Here is a 23160-nt window from a genome sequence, read left to right as displayed (position 1 = left end):
GGGCGCTGCGGAGGCATCATGGACGGTATGGACCAACGTGCATTGATCGAATCGATTCCGGCAAAACTGTGGATCGGCGGCAAGGCCGTCGACGCCGAAGGAGGTAAGACGTTCCCGGTGAACGGTCCGGCCACCGGGCGGCCCCTGACGGAGGTGGCCGACGCCTCGCCCGCCGACGCGATGAAAGCGCTCGACGCAGCTGCGGCGGCGCAGAAGAGCTGGGCGGCAACACCTGCCCGCGAGCGCAGTGAAATTCTGCGAGCGGCGTTCGAGAAGGTCACCGAACGTGCCGACGACATCGCGCTGCTGATGACCCTGGAGATGGGTAAGGCCCTCGCCGAATCCAAGGCCGAGGTGAAGTACGGTGCCGAGTTCTTCCGCTGGTTCGCCGAGGAAGCAGTCCGCATCGGCGGTCGCTACACCCCGGCCCCGGCGGGCAACGGACGCATCCTCGTCACCAAGGCTCCGGTGGGGCCGGTACTGGCGATCACTCCGTGGAACTTCCCGTTGGCGATGGGCACCAGAAAGATCGGGCCCGCTCTGGCCGCCGGCTGCACAATCGTCGTCAAGCCGGCTCGTGAGACCCCGCTGACGATGCTGCTGCTCGCTCAGATCTTCGACGAGGTCGGCCTGCCCGAAGGTGTGCTCTCGGTGCTGACGACGTCGAAGTCCGGCGACGTCACCGGACCCCTCATCGAGGATCCGCGGATGCGCAAACTCACCTTCACCGGTTCGACGGGTGTCGGCAAGTCTCTCGTCCAGAAGTCCGCGACTCGGCTGCTGCGCACCTCGATGGAGCTCGGTGGCAACGCGCCGTTCGTGGTGTTCGACGACGCGAACATCGAGGACGCGGTGGACGGCGCAATGCTCGCCAAGATGCGCAACGGCGGCGAGGCCTGCACCGCGGCGAACCGTCTGCACGTGCACAACAGCGTGCGCGAGGAGTTCACCACCAAGCTCGTGGCGAAGATGGCCGAGATGAAGCTCGGCCCCGGCGTCGACCCCGATACGAAACTCGGACCGCTCATCAACGCCGACCAACTCGAAACCGTGCAGGAACTCGTCGACGACGCGGTGGCCAAGGGCGCGACGGTGAAGCTCGGGGGCACTGCGCCGGGCGGCGACGGCTACTTCTACCCGGCGACCGTTCTCACCGACGTGCCTACCGACGCGAGAATCCTGAAGGAAGAGGTGTTCGGGCCGGTGGCTCCGATCGTCGGCTTCGACACCGAGCAGGAAGGCATCGACGCTGCGAACAACACCGAGTACGGCCTGGCGTCGTACATCTACACCGAGAATCTCGATCGTGCGCTACGGGTGGCCGACGCCATCGACAGTGGCATGGTGGGCGTCAACCGCGGAGTGATCTCGGACGCGGCTGCGCCGTTCGGTGGGGTGAAGGAATCGGGATTCGGCCGTGAAGGCGGATCGGAGGGAATCGAGGAGTACCTCGAGACCAAGTACATCGCTCTGAAGTGAACGAACACAGGTCGGGTGCGCACGCGGCGCGCCCGACCTGGGTAAATCAGTGGCCGAGACGACCGCGGCCGAGGCGGAGCAGGAGCATGGCCAGCGTGTGGCCCTCCTGGCCCAGGCTGCTGAAACGCTCGAGAACCTTCATCTCACGGCTGTGCACCAGGCGAGGTCCACCGGAGGCCATGCGGGTCCGTCCGATGATCTGCGAGACCTCGGATCGACGTCGAACCGCGGCGAGAATCTCGGCATCGAGGCGGTCGATTTCCTGGCGCAGGTCGTTGATCTCGGCTTCGCTGGTGGGCAATGCGGTCTCTGAGTCGATCTTCGTCGTCATGGCCATCGTCTCTCCTCGGGTCACATCTTGGATCGTTGCGTCGTCCGTCACCGTTACGCCTTTCGTATTCGGAACTGCATCGCCAATCGTTCGGTTTCCGTCCGAAACCGGGGGCGTTGCGTCTATCGACAGGCTCCTGCACGCGTGGCCGAACAGCGGCCGACCCGATGCAAGCGATGACGTACGGTTTTTTCGATCACCGATCCAGTGTGCCACGGGTCAACCCTCCTGAAAAGTCGTCGGTTCGGCCGACGACCACGGGATGTGGGTTTGTCGGTACGCGCCGGTAACCTGACCAGACGATGAACACATTCCTCCAGGGCCTCCAATCCCGACAGAACACCTCGTCCGACACACTGCTGGAAGGGCTCAATCCTCAGCAGCGTGAGGCCGTTGTGCATACCGGATCTCCGCTGCTCATCGTGGCCGGAGCCGGGTCGGGCAAGACGGCGGTACTGACGCGTCGAATCGCGTATCTGCTCGCCGAGCGTGGAGTGTCACCCGGCCAGGTTCTGGCCATCACGTTCACCAACAAGGCCGCTGCCGAGATGCGTGAGCGAGTTGCCGGACTCGTGGGGCCGCGAGCGAACGCCATGTGGGTGTCGACGTTCCACTCGAGTTGTGTGCGGATTCTGCGCGCGCAGGCTGCGTTGCTGCCCGGTCTGAACTCGAACTTCTCCATCTACGACGCGGACGACTCTCGGCGGCTGCTGACGATGATCTCCAAGGATCTGCAGATCGACACCAAGAAGTTCTCGGCGCGGCTGCTCTCGACGGCGATCTCGAATCTGAAGAACGAGTTGATCGGCCCCGACAAGGCGGCGGAGGACGCCGACGGCGATCCCGCCGAGCTGCCGCGGCTGGTGGCCAAGGTCTACGGCATCTACCAGCAGCGGCTGCGGGCGGCCAACGCCATGGACTTCGACGACCTCATCGGCGAAACGGTGGGCATTCTGCAGGCCTTCCCCCAGGTGGCGCAGTACTACCGACGCAGGTTCCGACACGTTCTGGTCGACGAGTACCAGGACACCAATCACGCCCAGTACATGTTGGTTCGTGAACTGGTCGGCACCCCCGACGCCGACGGCGCACTCGAGGGCACCGTTGCACCGGGCGAGCTGTGTGTTGTGGGTGACGCGGATCAGTCCATCTATGCATTCCGTGGTGCCACGATCCGCAACATCGAGGAATTCGAGCGCGACTATCCCGACGCTCGCACCATCCTGCTCGAGCAGAACTACCGGTCGACGCAGAACATCCTCTCGGCCGCCAACGCGGTGATCTCGCGCAACATCGGCCGACGCGAGAAGAAGCTGTGGACCGACACCGGCGAGGGCGAGTTGATCGTCGGTTACGTTGCCGACAACGAGCACGACGAGGCGTCGTTCGTTGCCTCGGAGATCGACCGACTCGTCGACGGCGGAGACGTGCGCTTCGACGAGGTGGCGGTCTTCTACCGAACCAACAACTCCTCGCGTGCGCTCGAAGAGATCTTCATCCGACTCGGTCTGCCGTACAAGGTCGTAGGTGGTGTTCGGTTCTACGAGCGCAAGGAAGTCCGTGACCTCGTCGCGTACCTGCGCGTGCTCTCCAACGAGGACGACACCGTCAGCATGCGGCGCATCCTCAACACTCCGCGCCGGGGGATCGGCGATCGCGCCGAGGCCTGTGTCGCCGTGCACGCCGAGCAGCGCGACATCAGCTTCTCGCGCGCTCTGCACGACGCGGCCGCAGGCAAGGTGGCGCTGCTCAACTCGCGTCAGCAGAAGTTGATCGCGCAGTTCATGGAGTTGCTCGACGAACTCCGTGCAGTGCTCACCGCGACCGACGGGGACGGCAACGACATCGCAGACATCGGCGATGTCGTCGAAGCCGTTCTCGACCGCACCGGCTACCGTGCCGAGCTCGAAGCCAGCAGTGACCCGCAGGACGGTGCGCGCCTCGACAACCTCAACGAACTTGTCAGCGTTGCAAGAGAATTCACTTCCGAGGCGCGCAATCAGGCCGCGGTGGCGGCGGAGGCGCTCGAAACCGGGGACGACGAGAGCGGCGACGAGGACGGTGGCGTCGACGGGTTGGCCGAGCCGGGGTCGCTCGCGGCGTTCCTCGAACGGGTCTCACTGGTGGCCGATACCGATCAGATCCCCGATTCGGGCACCGGCGTCGTGACGCTAATGACGCTGCACACCGCGAAGGGTCTGGAGTTTCCGGTCGTCTTCGTGACCGGTTGGGAGGACGGCCAGTTCCCGCACATGCGGGCGCTCGGCGATCCCAACGAACTGTCCGAGGAACGACGCCTGGCGTACGTGGGCATCACCCGTGCGCGACAGCGGCTCTACCTCACGCGCGCGATCATGCGCTCGGCATGGGGCCAGCCCATCGCCAACCCGGAATCGCGCTTCCTGCAAGAAGTTCCGCAGCACCTGATCGACTGGCGACGAGAGGATCCGGGCACCGGGGGAGGCCGAGCCATCGGCGGCGGCAGATCCGGAGGTTACGGCTCGGGTGGCGGATACGGATCGAACAGTTACGGCTCGGGCGGGTACGGCGGATCGTCGAATCGCGGGCAGAGTTCGACTCCCAGTTTCGGTGCTGCCAAGGGCCGCAACTCCAATCTCGTTCTCGCTGTGGGCGATCGAGTCAGCCACGACAAGTACGGCCTGGGCACGGTGCTGGAATCGACCGGTGCCGGAGTCAAGGCGATGGTGTTGATCGACTTCGGTTCCGCGGGCCGCGTGAAGATGATGCTCATCGGCGGCGTCCCGATGACCAAGCTCTGAGTCTTTTCAGCACACGAAAAAGCCGGGCCCTGCGAAAGCGGGGTCCGGCTTGTTGTGCGACGAAAGAGAATTCAGTCCATCTCGGGGCCGAGGGAGATGCCTCGGGAAGCGAGCCACGGAAGCGGGTCGATCTTGACCTCGCCCGGAAGGTGGACCTCGAAGTGCAGGTGCGGTCCGGTGGAGAAGCCGCGGTTGCCCATGGTCGCGATCTGATCGCCTGCCATGACGTCCTGGCCGACAGTGACGGTCGAGGTGTCGATGTGGCCGTAGACGGTGATCGTGCCGTCGGCGTGCTGAATGCGAACCCACATGCCGAAGCCTGCGGCCGGACCGGAGTCGATCACCTTGCCGTCGGCGACGGCGTAGATCGGAGTTCCGATGGCATTGGCGACGTCGACGCCGGCGTGGAGTACGCCCCAGCGGGTGCCGAAGTTGGAGGTGTAGGTGCCCTGCGCGGGAAGTGCGAACAGGGGCCTGCGGGCAGCGGCTTCGCGTGCGGCACGCTCCTCGCTGAAGCGCTGGCCCTTGGCGAGCAGGTCGTTGAACTGGCTCAGATCCACCGGTGCAGCGATACTGAGGATCTGCGGTGCCTCCGACGGCGTCGCGCTGGACGAGTCGGCTTCGATCTCGGTGGTCTGCGGCGTGGTGGTGGCCGCGACTGCTGCGGCGGCGGGTGCTTCACCTGCGGCGAGGGCGTACTCGGAGGTGGCGACTGCGGCGGGTGAGTCGTCGTTGACGACGGCTTGGCCTGCTGCGACTACCGCACCTGCGGCGACTGCGAGAACGGCAGCTCGGCCCTTGAGTGCGGTGGGAGGAAGGGGGATACGGTGTGCGCCTCCGCGACGGGCCACGGGGGTGGCGTCTGCGGGGGTGGCGAACGAGGTGACGACGGTCGGAGACTCGTCGGCTGCGATGTACGGGGTCTCGGCGAACTCGGCCTCGGCGTACCGGTACGCGGGGTAGGAGTACGCGTCGTACGCGCTGTTGTCCTCGGCGGGTTCGGAGATGGGCTCGTAGCTGTAGACCGTGGTCGCGTCGTCGGCCGTGGGTCGAGAGAACCGGCTGGAAGTGAAGGACGCACGGTGTTGCTGCAAGACCTACAACCTCCGTTATCCGTGACCTGGCCGTTACTGAAAGACTCGGCAGACGGTAACGAAATGATTGCGGGGCGCGCAAGTTAACAGCCGAAACCGGCGGCATATGTGAGATGGCTCACAAGTCGACCAGCGGTTATGTCGTGACGGGCCACATTCGTAATCGGACACGAGAACCCGTGGACGGCACACGGCGACAGTAACGGTTCTCGCACCGATCGAGCCGATACCGTGATCCGAGTGCCGACTCCCACCTTCGACGACTCGTCCGCCCGCGGCTCCGAGCGAGCGGAACCGCAACGGATCCGACCTCAGGACGGAGAGTTCGGCCGAGCGGACGATCCGTCGCCCACCCCGCGCGGCGCGCTTGCCGTCGTACTCGCTCTGATCGCTGCGATTGCCACGGTCGCGGCCCAACTGATCGGCGTCGTCCGCAGCGCCGACGGTTCGCCGGTGGGTGACGGGGCAGTAGTGGCCGCGATCCTGGCCGGTGCCGTCCCCGTTCTCGTGGTGATCGGAGCCGCGGTGGGCCTTGCGGGCAAACGCGTCGAGCTTGCGGCGGCCCTGCTGGCCGGATACGGCGCGGTGGCACTCGGATTCACACTGCTCGACGTTGCTCTGTTGTCCGATCCCATCGACGCGAATCGGCTCGAGCTCTTCCGCCCGCTGAGCGCCGCGATGCTCGACGCCACCCCGGGCGCCTATGTTCTGCTCGTCGGTCACGCTGTGTCGGTTCTGGCCGGTGTTGCGGGGTGGTCCGCAGTGCATCGCGCCGGGCTCGGTGACGGGTACGGCCACTCGGTGTATTCCGAACATGTGGGGCGGGCGGCGGCGGGGCGCGTCGGGCCGATGCTCGCCGGGCTGCTCGGCGCGTTCGGTGTGCTTGCGGCCGTTGCAGCGTTCGCCTCGCTGTACCGCTCGTCCGATCCGGTCGTGATCGTGACGGCAGTGGTGGAGTCGCCGGTGTTCGTCGCGGTGGGCTCCGCAGTTGTCGGTATCGCGGCGCTCGTGGTGGCCGCATCGGCGTTGGCGGCACTGTCGCCGCAGGTGGCGTCGGGCGCATCCGTCGGAGCCGGGCTCGGGGTGCTCGGATTCGCCGGGGTCGGCCTGCTTGCGGGCCTCGGTACCGGTGACCGGGTGGATGCCGGACTCGGTGCATATCTGGGGACGGTCGCAGGGCTCGGACTGCTGATCTGTGGCGCACTGGTCGCGCCCGTCGCCGCGGCGCGTGACCGTCGAGCACTGGAGAGAGCGCAGCAGCGCGAGACGGGTTCGCGCGGTGTCCGCGGTGTCTCCGGTCCCGGAACGACGCGGTGGCATGCGGCAGCCGGAACTGTAGGCGCGCTGTCCGGTGTGCTGTTCGTTCTCGGATCGTTGCTGCCGATTCTGGAGACCGACTCGGGGATCGCCGCGCCGCAGATATTGGCCACTCGCGTGGTGTTGGTCGCCGGGTTCGTGATGATTCTGGGTTCGGTGCCGCTGCTGTTCTCCGAGTTCGCCTCGACCGCGCGACCGTTCGTGTCGATGTTCTGGCTCGGCGCGGTTGCCGCTGCGGCGGCGGTACTCCAGTCGGTGGTGCTCGCCGAGGACGTGGAGGGTGTGAGCACCGGCGTCGGCGCGCTGGGGATCATCGCAGGCGTCGTTGCCGCGGCTGCCGCCGGAGTGCTGGCTCTGTTCGCCGGATCTGCCGAGCGCGACGATGTCGACACGTCCCAGGACTCCGCGACCGATGGTGTGGTGCTCGGTACCGGATCGATCGGAGCCGTACTTCTGGCGGTGGGACTGGCGCTGCCCCTGTATCGCGGCAGCGACCTGACGGCCGCGACCGTCACCGAATTTCCGTGGGGCTGGGATACCTGGGGGCAGATGCTGCTCGCCGTCGGAGTGATCGTCGCTGCCGTCGTTGCTGCGCGTGCCAGGTCCGCTCGCGGTGCCGTCCTGCTCGCTGCCGCAGCCGTCGCGGGCATCGTGCATCTGTCGTCGTGGCCGCTGACATCCGCGCGCGCCACCGATCCCGAGATGGGACCCGGCGTGCTGCCGTCGGTGGCGGGAATCCTCGTTCTCGCTGTCGCGGCGGCACTTTCGGCCCGTCGCGCAGATCGGTGACGCCCGTTTCAACGAGCCGGTAGCGGTGAGATAGGCCACATAGCATGCATGCGCCCGATACGCCGTCGAGGCACCTGGATAAAGTCCATGCTCAGACCCGCTCACACCCGACGGAGCGGGCGTCAACGTAGACGAGACGGTGAGCTGATGGATCTCTTCGAATACCAGGCGAAGGAATTGTTCGCCAAGCATGGCGTACCCACCTCCGCAGGCCGTGTTACCGACACGGTCGCCGGAGCAACAGAGATTGCCGAAGAAATCGGCAAGCCAGTAATGGTCAAGGCACAGGTCAAGGTCGGCGGCCGCGGCAAGGCCGGCGGCGTCAAGTACTCCAAGGACGTCGCAGCAGCCACCGAGAACGCAGAAGCGATTCTCGGACTCGACATCAAGGGCCATGTCGTCAAGAAGCTTCTCGTTGCAGAAGCGTCCGACATCGCCGAGGAGTACTACATCTCCTTCCTGCTCGATCGCACCAACCGCACCTACCTCGCAATGTGTTCGGTCGAGGGTGGCGTCGAAATCGAGGTGACGGCGGAGGAGAACCCCGACGCACTCGCACGTATCCCGGTCGATGCCGTCAAGGGTGTCGACCTTGCTTTCGCTCGTGAAATCGCCGAAAAGGGCAAGCTTCCCGCCGAGGTGCTCGACGCCGCTGCGGTGACCATCCAGAAGCTGTGGGAGGTCTTCATCAACGAAGACGCTCTCCTGGTCGAGGTCAACCCGCTGGTTCGCACCCCGGACGATCAGATCCTCGCCCTCGACGGCAAGGTGACGCTCGACGCCAACGCAGACTTCCGTCAGGCCGGCCACGCCGAGTTCGAGGACAAGGACGCAGCCGATCCCCTCGAGGCCAAGGCCAAGGAGAACGACCTCAACTACGTCAAGCTCGACGGACAGGTCGGCATCATCGGAAACGGTGCCGGACTGGTCATGTCGACCCTCGACGTCGTCGCATACGCGGGCGAGGCACACGGCGGCGTCAAGCCCGCCAACTTCCTCGACATCGGCGGCGGCGCATCGGCCGAGGTCATGGCCGCAGGCCTCGACGTCATCCTCGGTGACGAGCAGGTCAAGAGCGTGTTCGTCAACGTCTTCGGCGGCATCACCGCGTGCGACGCAGTGGCCAACGGCATCGTCGGCGCGCTGAAGAAGCTGGGCGACGACGCCAACAAGCCGCTGGTCGTCCGTCTCGACGGCAACAAGGTCGAAGAGGGCCGCAAGATTCTCGCCGACGCCGCGCACCCTCTGGTGACGCTCGCCGGAACCATGGACGAGGGCGCCGACAAGGCCGCCGAGCTGGCAGCGAAGTAGAGGAAACAATGTCTATCTTTCTGAACAAGGACAACAAGGTCATCGTCCAGGGCATCACCGGCGGCGAAGGCACCAAGCACACCGCCCTGATGCTCAAGGCAGGCACCCAGGTCGTCGGCGGCGTCAACGCACGCAAGGCCGGAACCACGGTCAAGCATGTCGACGCACAGGGCAACGACATCGAATTGCCCGTCTTCGCTTCGGTTTCCGAGGCCATGGAGAAGACCGGAGCCGACGTGTCCATCGCGTTCGTGCCGCCGGCATTCTCCAAGGACGCCATCGTCGAGGCGATCGACGCGGAGATCCCGCTGCTCGTCGTCATCACCGAGGGCATCCCCGTGCAGGACTCCGCGTACGCGTGGGCCTACAACGTGGAGAAGGGCAAGAAGACCCGCATCATCGGGCCGAACTGCCCCGGAATCATCACTCCCGGTGAGGCTCTCGTCGGCATCACGCCCGCGAACATCTCGGGAACCGGCCCCATCGGCCTGGTCTCCAAGAGCGGCACGCTGACCTACCAGATGATGTTCGAGCTCCGCGACTTCGGTTTCTCGACGGCCATCGGCATCGGCGGCGACCCGGTCATCGGAACCACCCACATCGACGCCATCGAGGCGTTCGAGGCGGATCCCGACACCAAGGTCATCGTCATGATCGGTGAGATCGGCGGCGACGCCGAGGAGCGTGCAGCCGACTACATCAAGGCCAACGTGACCAAGCCGGTCGTCGGCTACGTCGCAGGCTTCACCGCTCCCGAGGGCAAGACCATGGGCCACGCAGGTGCCATCGTCTCCGGCTCGCTGGGAACGGCGCAGGCGAAGAAGGACGCACTCGAGGCCGCAGGCGTCAAGGTCGGCAAGACGCCGTCCGAGACCGCTGCACTCGCACGCGAAATCCTGGAATCGCTGTCCGTCAAGTAGGACGCGCATCTGAAAAAGCCCGCCACCGATTTCGGTGGCGGGCTTTTTCGTGCGCCCCCGGCCCCGCGTCAATGGACCACTGCATACGTCTGGGCGGTGCAATGTCACATTGACGCGGATGGGTCTAGATTGATCCGCGTGCACAGGATCTTCACCACCGCGTTCAGCTCGGTCTATCCGCACTACGTGAACAAAGCCGAACGCAAAGGTCGGACGAAAGCCGAGGTCGACGAGATCATTCGATGGCTCACCGGTTTCGACCAGTCGGCCCTCGACCGCCATATCCAGGCCGACACGACGTTCGACGACTTCTTCGCGGCAGCCGACCTCAATTCGGACGCGGAACTGATCACCGGAGTCGTCTGCGGCATCCGCGTCGAGAATGTCGAGGACCCTCTGATGCAGAAGATCCGCTACCTGGACAAGCTGATCGACGAGCTGGCCAAGGGTAAGAAAATGGAGAAGATCCTGCGCGAATGACCTCGGATACGGGGGTCTTAAAATCACGCTGAATCGAAGTGTGTTCATTGCTTCGGCGCAGGACTTCACTGTGCGTCATGACAACCACAGAAAATCGTGCTCTCACCAAGAACTGGCCCGACGCGCCCACCACTGCGGCCGGATGGATTTCCCGCGCGGGTGAGGTGGCTCAACTCCTCGCGGTCGATGCCGTCGCTCGCGACAAGGGCCGCGAGATTCCCACCGCCGAGGTGCAGCTGCTCAAGGACGCGGGTCTGGTCACGCTGCTCGGCCCCGTCGAGCATGGTGGCGGCGGCCAGGATTGGCCGACGGCATATCAGGTGATTCGCACAGTAGCGAAGGCCGACGGTTCCATCGGCCAGCTGCTGGGCTATCACCTGCTGTGGTTCTGGGCCGCCCGGCTGGTCGGCACCCCCGAGCAGATCGAGGCGGTGGAGGCCGACGCCACGAAGAACAGGTGGTTCTTCGGCGGGGCCGTCAATCCTCGGGACAACAACGTCGCTGTCACCGACGAGGGCGAGACCATCGTGTTCGACGGTTCCAAGACGTTCTCCACCGGCAGCCGCGTCTCCGACGTCACCGTGCTCGAAGGAGCACTCGAGGGCAGTACCGATCACGTGTTCGCGATCGTGCCGTCGAACATCGAGGGCTTGTCCTTCCACGACGACTGGGACAACATCGGCCAGCGTCAGACCGAGAGCGGCAGCGTCACCATCGACAAGGTTCGTGTCGATTGGGCCAGCGCAGCAGGGTTCGTGGACAAGGCCTTTCAGCCGCGGGTCTACAACACCCTCAACGTCCCGACAATTCAACTGGTGTTCGCCAACTTCTACCTCGGGATCGCGAGAGGTGCCCTCGAAGAGGCGGCGTCGTACACCAAGGACAAGACCCGCGCGTGGCTGCACAGCACCGTGGACAAGGCCGTGGACGAGCCGTACATCATCGACATCTACGGCGATCTGACCTCCAAGCTCTGGGCCGTCGAAGCCCTCGCCGACGCAGTTGCGTTGGAAGGACAGAAGATTCACGACAACGCCTGGAACGTCACCGCCGAGGAGCGCGGTGAGCACGAGGTTCGGGTGGCCGCAGTCAAGGCTCGCGCCACCGAGGTCTCGCTCGAGATCACCTCGACGGTGTTCGAGGCGCTCGGCGCGCGTGCGACTGCCAGCAAGTACGGATTCGACCGCTTCTGGCGCAACGTGCGAACGCACACCCTGCACGACCCGGTGGCCTACAAGCGTCGCGAGGTGGGCCGCTGGGTTCTCACCGGTGAGCTGCCCGAACCGACCTGGTACTCGTAATCCTCACCTTTCTGGCCCCGATCCGACCCCCGATTTCCGGATGAATGTGCCATTCACGCCGTCTGAGCGCGTGGATGGCACATTGATCCGCCGAAGGATGACGCACACATGAGCACCGAAAAAATATCCGACGCAATCAAGTTCGCGTACTGGGTACCCAATGTCTCGGGTGGTCTGGTCACCAGCACCATCGAGCAGCGCACCAGTTGGGATTACGAATACAACAAGAAGCTGGCGCAGACGGCCGAGAACAACGGCTTCGAGTACGCCCTGAGTCAGGTTCGCTACGAAGCCAGCTACGGGGCCGAGTTCCAGCACGAATCCACCAGCTTCTCGCTTGCGCTGCTGCTGGCGACGGAGCGGCTGAAAGTCATTGCCGCAGTGCACCCCGGACTCTGGCAGCCGGCGGTCCTCGCCAAGCTCGGTGCCACTGCCGATCACCTTTCGAACGGCCGATTCGCCGTCAACGTCGTCAGTGGCTGGTTCAAGGACGAGTTCACCCACCTCGGTGAGCCATGGCTCGAGCACGACGAAAGATACCGTCGCAGCGCAGAATTCCTGCAGGTGCTGCGCAAGATCTGGACCGAGGACGACGTCGACTTCCGCGGTGACTTCTACCGGATCCACGACTTCACCCTCAAGCCCAAACCGCTGAACACTCCCGATCGGCCGAACCCCGAACTGTTTCAGGGCGGCAATTCGTCTGCAGCGCAGGAGAATGCCGGACGGTACTCGGACTGGTACTTCAGCAACGGCAAGGATTTCGACGGCGTCACCGAGCAACTCGACAACCTCCGACGCGTGGCACGTGATCACCGGCGTGAGGTGAAGTTCGGGCTCAACGGCTTCATCATCGCGCGAGACAGCGAGAAGGAAGCCCGAGACACGTTGCGCGAGATCATCGAGAAGGCGAACAAGCCCGCTGTCGAAGGTTTCAGGAGCGCGGTGCAGCAGGCGGGCAATGCGACGGGCGACAAGAAGGGAATGTGGGCGGACTCGACGTTCGAGGACCTCGTTCAGTACAACGACGGCTTCAAGACGCAGTTGATCGGCACGCCGGAGCAGGTGGCCGAGCGAATCGTCGCCTACCGTCGGCGCGGCGTCGACCTGATTCTCGGCGGCTTCCTGCACTTCCAGGAGGAGATCGAGTATTTCGGGGCGAAGGTGCTGCCGCTGGTTCGGGAGCTCGAGGCCGCCGAATCGAACGACACCGAGCTGGTTGCTTCGCGCTGACCTGGAGTTCCGTGATCGGTCGGGTCCGTGCAGTAGCGTGAGTTCTCGGACCCGACCGACCTGGGGTACGGACAATCTCAGATGAGGAGACGCGATGACCTACTCGCCCGGCAGCCCTGAAGCAGGGGGCTCCAACTCTGGTGGCTACGGCGGAGGTGGACCGTCCTACGGCCCGTCGTCCTCGCCGAATCAGCCGTCGTCCAACCCACAAGGTCATCCAGGCCAGAATCAGCCCTTCCATCAGCCGTCGGTGTCCAATCCCTTCGGCCCTCCGGTCCCCGGCACCTCGGCGCCGGGCCAGGCTTCCGCCGCACCGCAATCGAAGTCATCCGGATCAACGCTGTCGAACCTGCCGAAGGTTCTCACGTTCGTGATTCTCGGGCTCGGCATCGTCACCTTCCTGCTCGGACTGCTCGACCTCGTCACCGCCGAGGTCACCTCGTCTCAGGAACTGCCGAGCAGCATTCAGACGTCGTTCAGCACCACCTTCTTCGCGTCCGGTGGTAGTGCGGTGTCGATTGCGCTACTGCTGGCTGCGGGCCTGATCGCCGGTGCCTCGCTACTGCAGAAGGACGCGAGGAACCAGGCCGTGGTGGCCGCCCTGGCGATCGCCGGTTGGCTGGTGCTGGTCTTCCAGTCGTTCAGCCTGCCCAGCGCAGAGGGCAACGAGTTCGCCAGCACCACCAGTTCGCTCGGTATCGGTGCAATCCTGGTGCTCGTCCTGGGCTTCGTCCAAGCCGCCGCCGCGGTGGGGGCACTGCTGCTCGATGCGGGCATCGTCAAGGCTCCGGCTCCCAAGCCCGCGGGCTACGGCAATCAGAACCAGCAGCCCGGATACGGCCAGCAGAACCCGTACAACGCACCGACGACCTCGTTCGGTGGACCGTCGCAGCCCCAGAACTACGGCAATCCGCCGTCGTACGGTCAGCCCCAGGGAACCTCGTCCAACTTCGGTCAAGGCCTCAGCGGTCAAGCACCGAGCGGGCAGGCGTCGGGACAGCATTCCTACAACCCGGGTGCCCAGCCGCCGTACGGACAGTCCGCCCCCAACACCCCGTCGCCCCAGGGCGGCTACACACCACCTCCTTACACCGGTCCCAGCGGCCCGGCCGCGGGGCAGGCCTACCCGCCGAATCAGTACCAGTACGGCCAGCCGTCCGGATACGGTCAGCCCCCGGCCAAGTCGGACGAGCCCGAATCGGGCGAACAGTCGACGCCGTACGGTGCGCCCACGCAATCGTTCGGTGCCACTCCCGCCGTGGAAGACGACAACAAGCGCGACTGATTCAGGCATCACAATCGACTTCGCGGCGCGCCTGACCGGCGCGCCGCGAAGATGATGCGACTCTCGTTGCGATGAGCGATCTATTGAACCGAGAGACGCGACGCGCGGCCGCCCGGGCTCCCCGCGCAGGCACCGGACCGACGCCCGATCAGTCGCGCATGCTCGCCGCAGTGGCCTTCAAGACCTCCGGGCTGGTCGTGGTGATCGCGACGACCCTGGCTCTGATCACCCTCGTCTCCGTCAACAGCGACCTGACCGGAACCCTCGGGGCGATCGCCGGGTCGTGGTTCGCCGTACACCTGGTACCCCTGAGCATCGGCGGGACGTCCCTCGGCGTCGCACCGCTTCTGCCGACACTGATCATCGGCTGGTCCGTCGCCCGAACCGTCCACCACGCCGTCGACTCCGACACCGACCGTCGCATGCTTCGATGGGTGTTCGCGGCGTCGATGGCCGGCCCGCTCGCCGTCACCGCCATCGCCCTGGCCGTCGCCAAGGATGCGTCCACCGTCATCGGACTGTCCAGCCCCAACGCACTCGTCGCGTTCTCCTGGGTCGCAGGCGTGCACGTGGCCGCGTCCGGCACCGGTCTGCTTCTCGCGCGCTGGGACTCACTGGTGGTCCGCCGCGGACTCCCGGACTGGGTGCGCGCGCTGGTTGCTCCGTTCGTGCGGGCGATATCGCTTCTTGCCGCAGGCGGCGCCGCCGTCGTACTGCTGGCCCTGCTCGCCTCCTGGGAAAGTGCGGGAGCGCTGGTCGAGAGCGGTCGCGATGTCGTCGGCATGCTCGGGCTGACCGTGGTGTCGGTGCTCTACCTCCCCAATGTCGTCATCGGTGCCCTCGCGGTGGCCACCGGCTCCACTGCCGGGTTCGGCGAGGCGTCGGTCAGCCTGTTCTCCACGACGGGAGGACCGCTCCCGCCGCTGCCGATCCTCGCCGTTCTCCCCGAAGGACCGGCGCAGACGATCTGGGTCGTGATGCTCGTCGTCCCGATCGGTGCCGGCCTGTTGCTCGGCCGCGACTGTGCCATCCGCAGTGCCGACATCCAGGTCGCCGTGTCGTCCGTGTGGGTCGTCGCTGCGGCAACCGGCGTGCTGGCAGCGTTGTTCGGCTACGCCGCAGGCGGCAACCTCGGCACCTTCGGCACCGTCGAAGTCACCGTGTGGAGCTTCGGGCTGCTGACATTCGCGTGGTTGGCCGTCGTCGGGTCCGCCTCCGCGGCCCTCGTCGTGTGGCGTCGAGCAGAATCCGAGCCGGTCCAGGACGAGCCCGATCCGACTCCAGTACCCCCGGCGGCCGAGTTGGCGATCGAGGCCGCCCCACCCGAGACCGAAGACGACGAACAGGCCGAGGAGGTCGTCGAAGCGGAGGTCGTGGACGAGGTCGGGGACGACGTCCCGGCCGAGATGCCCCCGGCCGAAGAACCGGACGCACCCGTCGAGGCCGCTACCGACGAACCGTTGGATGCCGAGGTCGTCGCTCCGCCCGGAGACCAGGACGGACCTGCCCGGTAGGGCTCGGAGGCGCAGCGACTAGGCTTTCCGCTGGCTCGAACGATCCGCCTCGATACTTCAGGAGTAGTGCGCTGACTGCCTTGCGTGAGACACCCGCGCGGGTCGTCGTCCTCGCGTCGGGGACCGGCTCGCTCCTGCAGTCGCTCATAGCCGCGACTGTCACCGAGAACTATCCCGCTCGCATCGTCGCCGTCGGAGTCGATCGCGACTGCGACGCAGTCCGCCGTGCCGACGATGCCGCGATCCCGAACTTCCGGGTCGCCCTGCGAGACTTCGCCGATCGAGCGGCCTGGGATCACGCACTCACCGAGGCCGCATCGAGCTTCGAACCCGATCTGGTCGTCACCGCCGGGTTCATGAAGATACTCGGCCCGCAGTTCCTCGGGACCTACACCGGACGCATCGTCAACACCCACCCTGCACTGCTGCCGTCGTTCCCCGGCGCACACGCCGTCCGCGATGCGCTCGACCACGGCGTCAAACTGACCGGGTCGACGGTTCATCTGGTCGATTCCGGTGTCGACACCGGGCCGATCCTGGCGCAGGAAGCCGTACCGGTTCTCGACGGCGACGACGAATCCGCGTTGCACGAACGCATCAAGATTGTGGAGCGACGGTTGCTGGTCGACGTGATCGCAGCCGTGGCCGCCAAAGGTGTCACCTCCGATGGACGAAAGGCTCAGATAATCCGATGAGTGAACGTAAAGCAGTGCGCCGCGCGCTGGTCAGCGTCTACGACAAGACCGGACTGATCGAACTGGCGACCGGCTTGCACAGCGCAGGCGTCGCTCTGGTGTCCACCGGATCGACGGCGAGCAAGATCGCCGACGCCGGAATCCCGGTCACCAAGGTCGAGGACCTCACCGGATTCCCCGAGACCCTGGAGGGGCGCGTCAAGACGCTGCACCCTCGGGTGCACGCGGGCGTGCTCGCCGATACCCGTAAGCCCGAGCATCTTTCGCAGCTCGAGGAGTTGGGCATCGAGGCTTTCGAGCTCGTCGTGGTGAACCTCTACCCGTTCACCGAGACCGTCGCCAGTGGCGCGACGCCGGACGAATGCGTCGAGCAGATCGACATCGGCGGACCCTCGATGGTGCGCGCCGCGGCCAAGAATCACCCGTCGGTGGCCGTCGTCGTCGACCCAGCCCGCTACGAGGACGTGCTCACGGCCGTCTCCGGTGGCGGATTCACCCTCGCCGAGCGCACGTCGCTTGCGGCACAGGCCTTTCAGCACACGGCCGCCTACGACGTCGCGGTGGCATCGTGGATGAGCAGCGTTCTGACCCCCGACACCGAGACGGTGTTCCCGGAATGGATCGGCGGCACCTGGGACCGTTCGGCCGTGCTCCGTTACGGCGAGAACCCGCACCAGAAGGCTGCCCTGTACGTCGACTCCTCTGCTGCTGCAGGCATCGCGCAGGCCGAACAGTTGCACGGTAAAGAGATGTCGTACAACAACTTCACCGATTCCGATGCGGCCTGGCGGGCGGCGTTCGATCACGCCGATCCCACCGTCGCCATCATCAAGCACGCCAATCCGTGTGGCATCGCCGTCGGCAAGGACATCGCCGAGGCGCACCGCAAGGCCCATGCGTGTGATCCGGTGAGCGCATACGGCGGCGTCATCGCAGCCAACCGTGAGGTCACCGTCGAGATGGCCGAGCAGGTGGCCGAGATCTTCACCGAGGTCATCATCGCGCCGTCCTACGCCGACGGTGCGCTCGGAGTGTTGCAGCGCAAGAAGAACATTCGCGTGCTGCTCGCCGTAGCACCGCCCACCTCGGGCGTCGAACTCAAACCCATCTCCGGCGGCGCACTGTTGCAGCAGCGGGACGTGCTCGACGCGGACGGCGACAATCCGGCCAACTGGACCCTCGCAGCCGGCGAACCCGCCGACGAGGCGACGCTGAAGGATCTCGAATTTGCCTGGCGCGCAGGAAGGGCCGTGAAGTCAAACGCGATCCTGCTCGCCCACGACGGTGCGTCCGTCGGCGTCGGAATGGGCCAGGTCAACCGCGTCGACGCCGCACATCTCGCCGTGCAGCGAGCCGGAGATCGCGTCGCCGGTTCGGTCGCTTCCTCCGATGCGTTCTTCCCGTTCCCCGACGGTCTGCAGGTGCTGATGAGCGCAGGCGTCAAAGCCGTTGTGCAGCCCGGTGGTTCGGTACGCGACAACGAAGTGATCGCCGCGGCACAGGACGCGGGAGTGACGCTGTATCTGACGGGATCGCGACACTTCGCTCACTAGCGCGTGACGCCGAGCTCGAAGTTATGGATGGATTTCCGGCGAAATCCGTCCATAACTTCGAGCTCGGCTAGACCTTGGCCCCCGCGGCGCGCAACTTGTCGCGAACCCGCGCTGCGACTTCCCACGGATCGACGCGCAGTTGCAGTGCGCTCACCCGAATCACCGTCCAGCCCATTGATTCCAGAAGGTGTTGACGCTCGATGTCCCAGGCTCGCTGCCTTTCGTCGGACCAGTGCTGCTCGCCGTCGTACTCCACCGCCACCTTCCACCGTGCCCAGCCGATGTCGATGCGGGCAAACACCCTCCCGTCCGGACCCACCACCTCGATCTGAGTTTGCGGTCGAGGCAGTCCCGCGTTCATGAGAGCCAGTCTGGTGCGTGTCTCCTGTGGTGATTCCGCACCAGCGTCGACCAGGGCGAGCACGGCCCTGAGCTGAACGATGCCGCGGGCACCTCGATGGTTCTCGGCAAGCCGGGCGATGTCGTGAACGCCGACTCCGGTGGCGCGGCACAGTGCATCCAGCCGTCCGACGGCGGTTCCGAACGGCCTGCGTCGGCCGAGGTCGTATGCAGTTCGCGCCGCTGTGGTGACGACCAAGCCGTCGACAGTCTCGGATTCTTCGGGCAACAGCTCGTCGAAGCCGATCCGAAGCCCGCCCAACTTCTGTCGATGTTCGGCCCAGATGAGCTCGGCATCGTGGTCTGCGGAGATCCAGCCCGATCCGTGCACCGCCGCGGCACTCAGGCCGGAGACCACTGCCTTGCCTCGCGAGTACAACCACGCTGCCCTTGCCTTGGTCGGCGCATCCAGTTCGGAACCCGGGTCGATGTAGACGTCACGATAGATTCGACGAAAGTGCTGCCGGAGCTGCTGGCGGGTGACCAACCCGTTTGCCAGTGCCTCGGATCCGACGAACGGTGCGCTGTCCATTCATGCACAGTGGCATCGGATTCAGGCGAATAGTGGGCCGAGCGCCGGCTGTGGATGAACAAAATTGTTGTCCACAGTTATGCCGCTGTGATCAATATCGGTCCGAGATGTGTATCGGCTGCCGAGCTCGAAGTTGTGGACAAAATTCGCCCGATTTTCGTCCATAACTTCGAGCTCGGCAGAACGGGTGTTCGTCACTGCATGGCAGCATCGGCCAAACGCTCGTAGCGTGGAGAAGTGACCTCTACCAAACCTGGCATCTCCACACTCGGCGAACTCAAGGCATCCGGACATCGGCAGCGGTCGATCAAGGAAGAGCTGCGGGAAAATCTTCTGAAGGCATTGCGTGACGGCACCGATCCGTGGCCGGGGATCGTCGGTTTCGGATCGACGGTGTTGCCGCAGTTCGAGCGCGCGATTCTGGCCGGTCACGATGTTGTGCTGCTCGGCGAACGCGGTCAGGGCAAGACGCGTCTGCTGCGCACCCTGAATCTTCTGCTCGACGAGTGGGTGCCGGTGATCGCCGGAGCGGAACTGGGCGAGCATCCGTACGAGCCGATCACCCCCGCCAGCATTCGCAAGGCCACCGAACTCGGCGACGACCTGCCTGTCGAGTGGCGTCATCGCAGCGAGCGGTACGCCGAGAAGCTCGCGACCCCGGATACCTCGGTGGCGGACCTCGTCGGCGACGTCGATCCCGTCAAGGTGGCCGAGGGCCGCAGCCTCGGCGATCCCGAGACGATCCACTTCGGACTCGTGCCCCGCAGCCACCGTGGCATCGTGGCGATCAACGAGCTGCCCGACCTCGCCGAGCGCATTCAGGTCTCGCTGCTCAACGTCATGGAGGAGCGCGACATCCAGGTCCGCGGCTACACGCTGCGTCTGCCTCTCGACGTCATGCTGGTGGCGAGCGCGAACCCCGAGGACTACACCAATCGCGGACGCATCATCACCCCGCTCAAGGATCGCTTCGGCGCGGAGATCAGGACGCACTACCCCCTCGAACTCGATGCCGAAGTGGCCGTCATCGACCAGGAAGCGGAGCTGCAGGCAACTGTTCCCACCTATCTGCTCGAGGTGCTGGCTCGATTCACCCGGCTGCTGCGCGAGTCGCCGTCGGTCGATCAGCGGTCCGGCGTCTCCGCTCGCTTCGCTATCGCAGCGGCCGAAACCATCGCTGCCGCAGCCGTTCACCGAGCGGCGATACTCGGCGAGGCCGAGCCCGTGGCGCGGCCGGTCGATCTCGGCACCATCATCGAGGTGCTGCGCGGCAAGGTCGAGTTCGAGTCGGGTGAGGAAGGCCGCGAAATCGAGGTCCTCGAGCACATGTTGCGCCGGGCGACTGCCGACACCGTTCGAGCTCACCTCGGCGGAATCAACCTCGCAGCGCTGGTGACGGCGGTCGAGACGGGTGAACCCATCGTCACCGGCGACCGCATCACCGCCAAGGCGTTGCTCGACGAGTTGCCCGACGTCGAGGTGATCGGCGACATCCACGAGCGACTGAACGCCACCTCGGACGGCGAGAAGGCCGCCGCGGTCGAACTCGCACTCGAAGGGCTGTACCTGGCGCGACGGATCTCCAAGGATCCCGACGACGACGGTCAGACGGTGTACAGCTGATGCGTCGCTCCAGATACGGGCGCTATCACGACGGACCGGATCCCCTTGCGCCACCAGTGGATCTGCGCGAGGCACTCGACGCCATCGGTGAGGACGTGCTCGAGGGCGCGTCGCCCCGTCGGGCACTGCAGGAGATGCTGCGCCGCGGGACCAAGAACATGCGAGGGCTCGACGACCTGGCAGCCCAGGCCGCCAAGCGTCGACGAGACCTGTTGAAGAAGAACAACCTCGACGGCACCCTGCAGGAAGTGCGGGAGTTGCTGGACAAGGCAGTGCTCGAGGAGCGCAAGGCCTTGGCGCGCGCTCTCGACGACGACGCACGGTTCCAGGAGATGCAGATCGGTGACCTGTCACCGTCCACAGCGCAAGCAGTGCAGGAGCTTTCGGACTACGACTGGCGTTCGTCGGAGGCACGCGAGAACTACGAGAAGATCAAGGATCTGCTCGGACGCGAGATGCTGGACCAGCGTTTCGCGGGTATGAAGCAGGCCCTCGAAGGTGCTACCGACGAGGACCGTCAGGCCATCAGCGAGATGCTGAAAGACCTCAACGAGTTACTCGACGCCCACAACAAGGGCGAGGACACCGATGAGCAGTTCGAGCAGTTCATGGACAAGCACGGGCAGCACTTCCCGGAGAATCCGTCGAGCGTCGAGGAGCTGTTGGACTCCCTGGCCCAGCGAGCCGCGGCCGCCCAGCGGCTCCGTAATTCGCTGAGTCCCGAGCAGCGGGCAGAGCTCGATGCGTTGGCGCAGCAGGCCTTCGGGGACTCGAACCTTCTCAGCCAGCTCGATCAGCTCGATCAGAATCTGCAGCAGGCCCGGCCCGGTGAGGATTGGGACGGCTCGCAGAACTTCCGCGGCGAGAACGGGATGGGACTCGGCGACGGCACCGGTGCACTCCAGGACATCGCGGACCTCGAGAACCTGGGGAATCAACTCTCACAGCAGTACAACGGGGCTGCCCTGGACGACATCGACGCCGATGCGTTGCTGAAGCAACTGGGGCCGGAGGCCGCGGCCGATGCGCGGATGCTCTCCGAGCTCGAAAAGGCGCTGCAGCAGCAAGGTTTCATGGACAAGGGTGCCGACGGTCAATGGCGTCTGTCGCCGAAGGCGATGCGGCAGTTGGGGCAGTCGGCGCTGAAGGATGTGGCGGGAAAGCTGTCCCGACGCGGCGGCGAGCGAGACACGCGCAAGGCAGGCGCGATGGGTGAGCCCACCGGTGCGTCGCGGGCGTGGGAGTTCGGTGACACCGAGCCGTGGGACGTCACCCGCACGGTCAACAATGCGGTACTGCGTTCAGCAGCAACAGGATCCGGTTTCCCGGTGCAGTTGCAAGTGACCGATGTCGAGATCAGCGAGACCGAGACGCGAACGCAGGCTGCCGTGGCACTGCTGGTCGACACGTCGTTCTCGATGGTGATGGACGGTCGTTGGGTGCCCATGAAGCGCACGGCACTTGCACTCAATCACCTGGTGAGCACTCGATTTCGCGGAGACGATCTGCAACTGATCGGATTCGGCAGGCACGCACAGACATTGACGGCCTCCGAGCTGGCCGGGTTGGACGGTGCCTACGACCAGGGCACCAATCTGCACCACGCGCTGATGCTTGCGGTTCGGCATCTGCGACGTCATCCCAATGCGCAACCGGTGGTGTTGATCGTGACCGACGGTGAGCCGACGGCGCATCTCGAGCCCGACGGCCACGCGTACTTCGACTATCCGCCGTCGTCGAAGACCCTCGGGTTGACCGTCCGCGAACTCGATACCGTCGCGAAACTCGGTGCGCAGGTAACGATCTTCCGGCTCGGCGACGATCCAGGCCTCGCGCGAGTGGTGGACAAGATGGCCGAGCGGGTGGGCGGACGCGTCATCGCGCCGGATCTCGATGGACTCGGTGCTGCGGTGGTGACCGACTACCTCAAGCGTCGGCGATCGTAGCTACTTCTCCGCTGCCTTGATCTCCACCGACACGCCACCCCAGAAGGCGAAACCGGTGATGATCACGCGCGGCGCGCCGGGGTGCGTCGCGCTGACGTGTTCGAAGCCGCCCATGATGCCCATGCCGCGGACTTCGACGCTCACTCCGGGTGGCACGGTGACCTCGATGCCGCCCATGATGGCGACGCAGTTGATGGTGGTTTCTTCTGCGGCGAACGACGCGCGGCGTAGGTCGAGTTCGATACCGCCCCAGAAGGCGAACGCGTCGATGCGCGCCGCGGGGGTCCACTGTCCTTTCCGCACGGCACCGCTCATGATCGCGATCACGCGGTCGTTCGAGGAGCCACCGGGCGGTGCGGCCGCAGGGGGAGGCGAGAGAACCAGGTCGCCGGTCAGCAGGTCGAGTTCTCCGTAGGTCTTCGCCTGGTACACCGCGGCGGTGCGCTCGTCGTATTCGCTCACGGTCAGTTGGCCGTTCGCGAAAGCGTCGCTCAGCAACTGCGCGACGAGGTTCCTGTCCGCATCGGCTGCGCGAATCCGGCTCCGATCTCGGTCGGGGAGATGATCGCTCACTGGCC

The 23160-nt window shown here is 65.4% G+C and carries 18 protein-coding genes; 14 read left to right on the top strand and 4 right to left on the bottom strand.

Annotated features, from left to right (window positions below; genetic code table 11):
* Positions 1–27: 27 nt before the first annotated feature.
* Positions 28–1479, top strand: a complete 1452-nt coding sequence (locus CH306_RS03210) for an NAD-dependent succinate-semialdehyde dehydrogenase (RefSeq protein WP_094645819.1) — start codon at positions 28–30, stop codon at positions 1477–1479.
* A gap of 46 nt (positions 1480–1525) precedes the next feature.
* Here the strand turns inward: CH306_RS03210 and CH306_RS03205 are convergent, their stop codons facing one another.
* On the bottom strand, positions 1526–1816 hold the full coding sequence (locus CH306_RS03205) for a chorismate mutase (protein WP_032396247.1): 291 nt from the start codon (positions 1814–1816) through the stop codon (positions 1526–1528).
* Positions 1817–2112: 296 nt separating this feature from the next.
* Here CH306_RS03205 and CH306_RS03200 point away from each other — a divergent pair, with 296 nt between their 5' ends.
* On the top strand, positions 2113–4590 hold the full coding sequence (locus CH306_RS03200; RefSeq protein ID WP_032395773.1) for a UvrD-helicase domain-containing protein: 2478 nt from the start codon (positions 2113–2115) through the stop codon (positions 4588–4590).
* Between the two features lie 71 nt (positions 4591–4661).
* Here CH306_RS03200 and CH306_RS03195 read toward each other — a convergent pair whose 3' ends face one another.
* Positions 4662–5684 carry a M23 family metallopeptidase gene (locus CH306_RS03195; protein ID WP_094645651.1) on the bottom strand — a complete coding sequence of 341 codons (1023 nt, stop codon included), beginning with the start codon at positions 5682–5684 and terminating at the stop codon, positions 4662–4664.
* A 240-nt stretch (positions 5685–5924) separates the two neighbouring features.
* Between CH306_RS03195 and CH306_RS03190 the strand changes: the two genes are divergently transcribed.
* From CH306_RS03190 to purH, 10 genes are all read left to right on the top strand, one after another.
* Positions 5925–7790 (top strand): hypothetical protein, encoded by a 1866-nt coding sequence (locus tag CH306_RS03190; RefSeq protein WP_094645650.1) that lies wholly within the window; start codon positions 5925–5927, stop codon positions 7788–7790.
* 147 nt (positions 7791–7937) lie between these two features.
* A complete protein-coding gene (gene sucC / locus CH306_RS03185) occupies positions 7938–9101 on the top strand; it encodes an ADP-forming succinate--CoA ligase subunit beta (protein WP_032395771.1) in 1164 nt (387 codons plus the stop codon).
* Positions 9102–9109: 8 nt separating this feature from the next.
* A complete protein-coding gene (gene sucD, locus CH306_RS03180) occupies positions 9110–10021 on the top strand; it encodes a succinate--CoA ligase subunit alpha (RefSeq protein ID WP_032381720.1) in 912 nt (303 codons plus the stop codon).
* Positions 10022–10159: 138 nt separating this feature from the next.
* On the top strand, positions 10160–10501 hold the full coding sequence (locus CH306_RS03175; RefSeq protein ID WP_094645818.1) for a DUF2200 domain-containing protein: 342 nt from the start codon (positions 10160–10162) through the stop codon (positions 10499–10501).
* 77 nt (positions 10502–10578) lie between these two features.
* On the top strand, positions 10579–11802 hold the full coding sequence (locus CH306_RS03170) for an acyl-CoA dehydrogenase family protein (RefSeq protein ID WP_179272718.1): 1224 nt from the start codon (positions 10579–10581) through the stop codon (positions 11800–11802).
* Positions 11803–11910: 108 nt separating this feature from the next.
* Positions 11911–13035, top strand: coding sequence for a dimethylsulfone monooxygenase SfnG (sfnG, locus tag CH306_RS03165; RefSeq protein ID WP_094645649.1), 1125 nt, complete (start codon positions 11911–11913; stop codon positions 13033–13035).
* Positions 13036–13129: 94 nt separating this feature from the next.
* The gene (locus CH306_RS03160; protein ID WP_143545348.1) at positions 13130–14320 is read left to right on the top strand and encodes a DUF5336 domain-containing protein; all 1191 of its coding nucleotides are present in this window, start codon (positions 13130–13132) and stop codon (positions 14318–14320) included.
* 71 nt (positions 14321–14391) lie between these two features.
* Positions 14392–15834 (top strand): cell division protein PerM, encoded by a 1443-nt coding sequence (locus CH306_RS03155; protein ID WP_094645648.1) that lies wholly within the window; start codon positions 14392–14394, stop codon positions 15832–15834.
* 80 nt (positions 15835–15914) lie between these two features.
* On the top strand, positions 15915–16529 hold the full coding sequence (purN, locus tag CH306_RS03150) for a phosphoribosylglycinamide formyltransferase (RefSeq protein WP_094645647.1): 615 nt from the start codon (positions 15915–15917) through the stop codon (positions 16527–16529).
* Complete coding sequence (gene purH, locus CH306_RS03145; RefSeq protein ID WP_094631221.1) at positions 16526–18082, top strand: bifunctional phosphoribosylaminoimidazolecarboxamide formyltransferase/IMP cyclohydrolase; 1557 nt, start codon at positions 16526–16528, stop codon at positions 18080–18082. The genes purN and purH overlap by 4 nt, the downstream gene beginning before the upstream one ends.
* Before the next feature lie 67 nt (positions 18083–18149).
* Here the strand turns inward: purH and CH306_RS03140 are convergent, their stop codons facing one another.
* Positions 18150–19013 carry a DUF559 domain-containing protein gene (locus CH306_RS03140; protein WP_094645646.1) on the bottom strand — a complete coding sequence of 288 codons (864 nt, stop codon included), beginning with the start codon at positions 19011–19013 and terminating at the stop codon, positions 18150–18152.
* Positions 19014–19250: 237 nt separating this feature from the next.
* Here CH306_RS03140 and CH306_RS03135 point away from each other — a divergent pair, with 237 nt between their 5' ends.
* Both CH306_RS03135 and CH306_RS03130 read left to right on the top strand, forming a co-directional pair.
* On the top strand, positions 19251–20636 hold the full coding sequence (locus CH306_RS03135; RefSeq protein ID WP_032395759.1) for an ATP-binding protein: 1386 nt from the start codon (positions 19251–19253) through the stop codon (positions 20634–20636).
* Positions 20636–22582 carry a vWA domain-containing protein gene (locus CH306_RS03130; protein ID WP_094645645.1) on the top strand — a complete coding sequence of 649 codons (1947 nt, stop codon included), beginning with the start codon at positions 20636–20638 and terminating at the stop codon, positions 22580–22582. Before CH306_RS03135 ends, CH306_RS03130 begins: the two co-directional genes overlap by 1 nt.
* Here CH306_RS03130 and CH306_RS03125 read toward each other — a convergent pair whose 3' ends face one another.
* Positions 22583–23155, bottom strand: coding sequence for a DUF1707 SHOCT-like domain-containing protein (locus CH306_RS03125; RefSeq protein WP_094631224.1), 573 nt, complete (start codon positions 23153–23155; stop codon positions 22583–22585).
* Between the last annotated feature and the right edge of the window lie 5 nt (positions 23156–23160).

Source organism: Rhodococcus sp. 15-725-2-2b (assembly GCF_002259075.1).
Lineage (GTDB): Bacteria > Actinomycetota > Actinomycetes > Mycobacteriales > Mycobacteriaceae > Rhodococcoides.
This window is presented reverse-complemented; position numbering and strand designations above follow the sequence as displayed.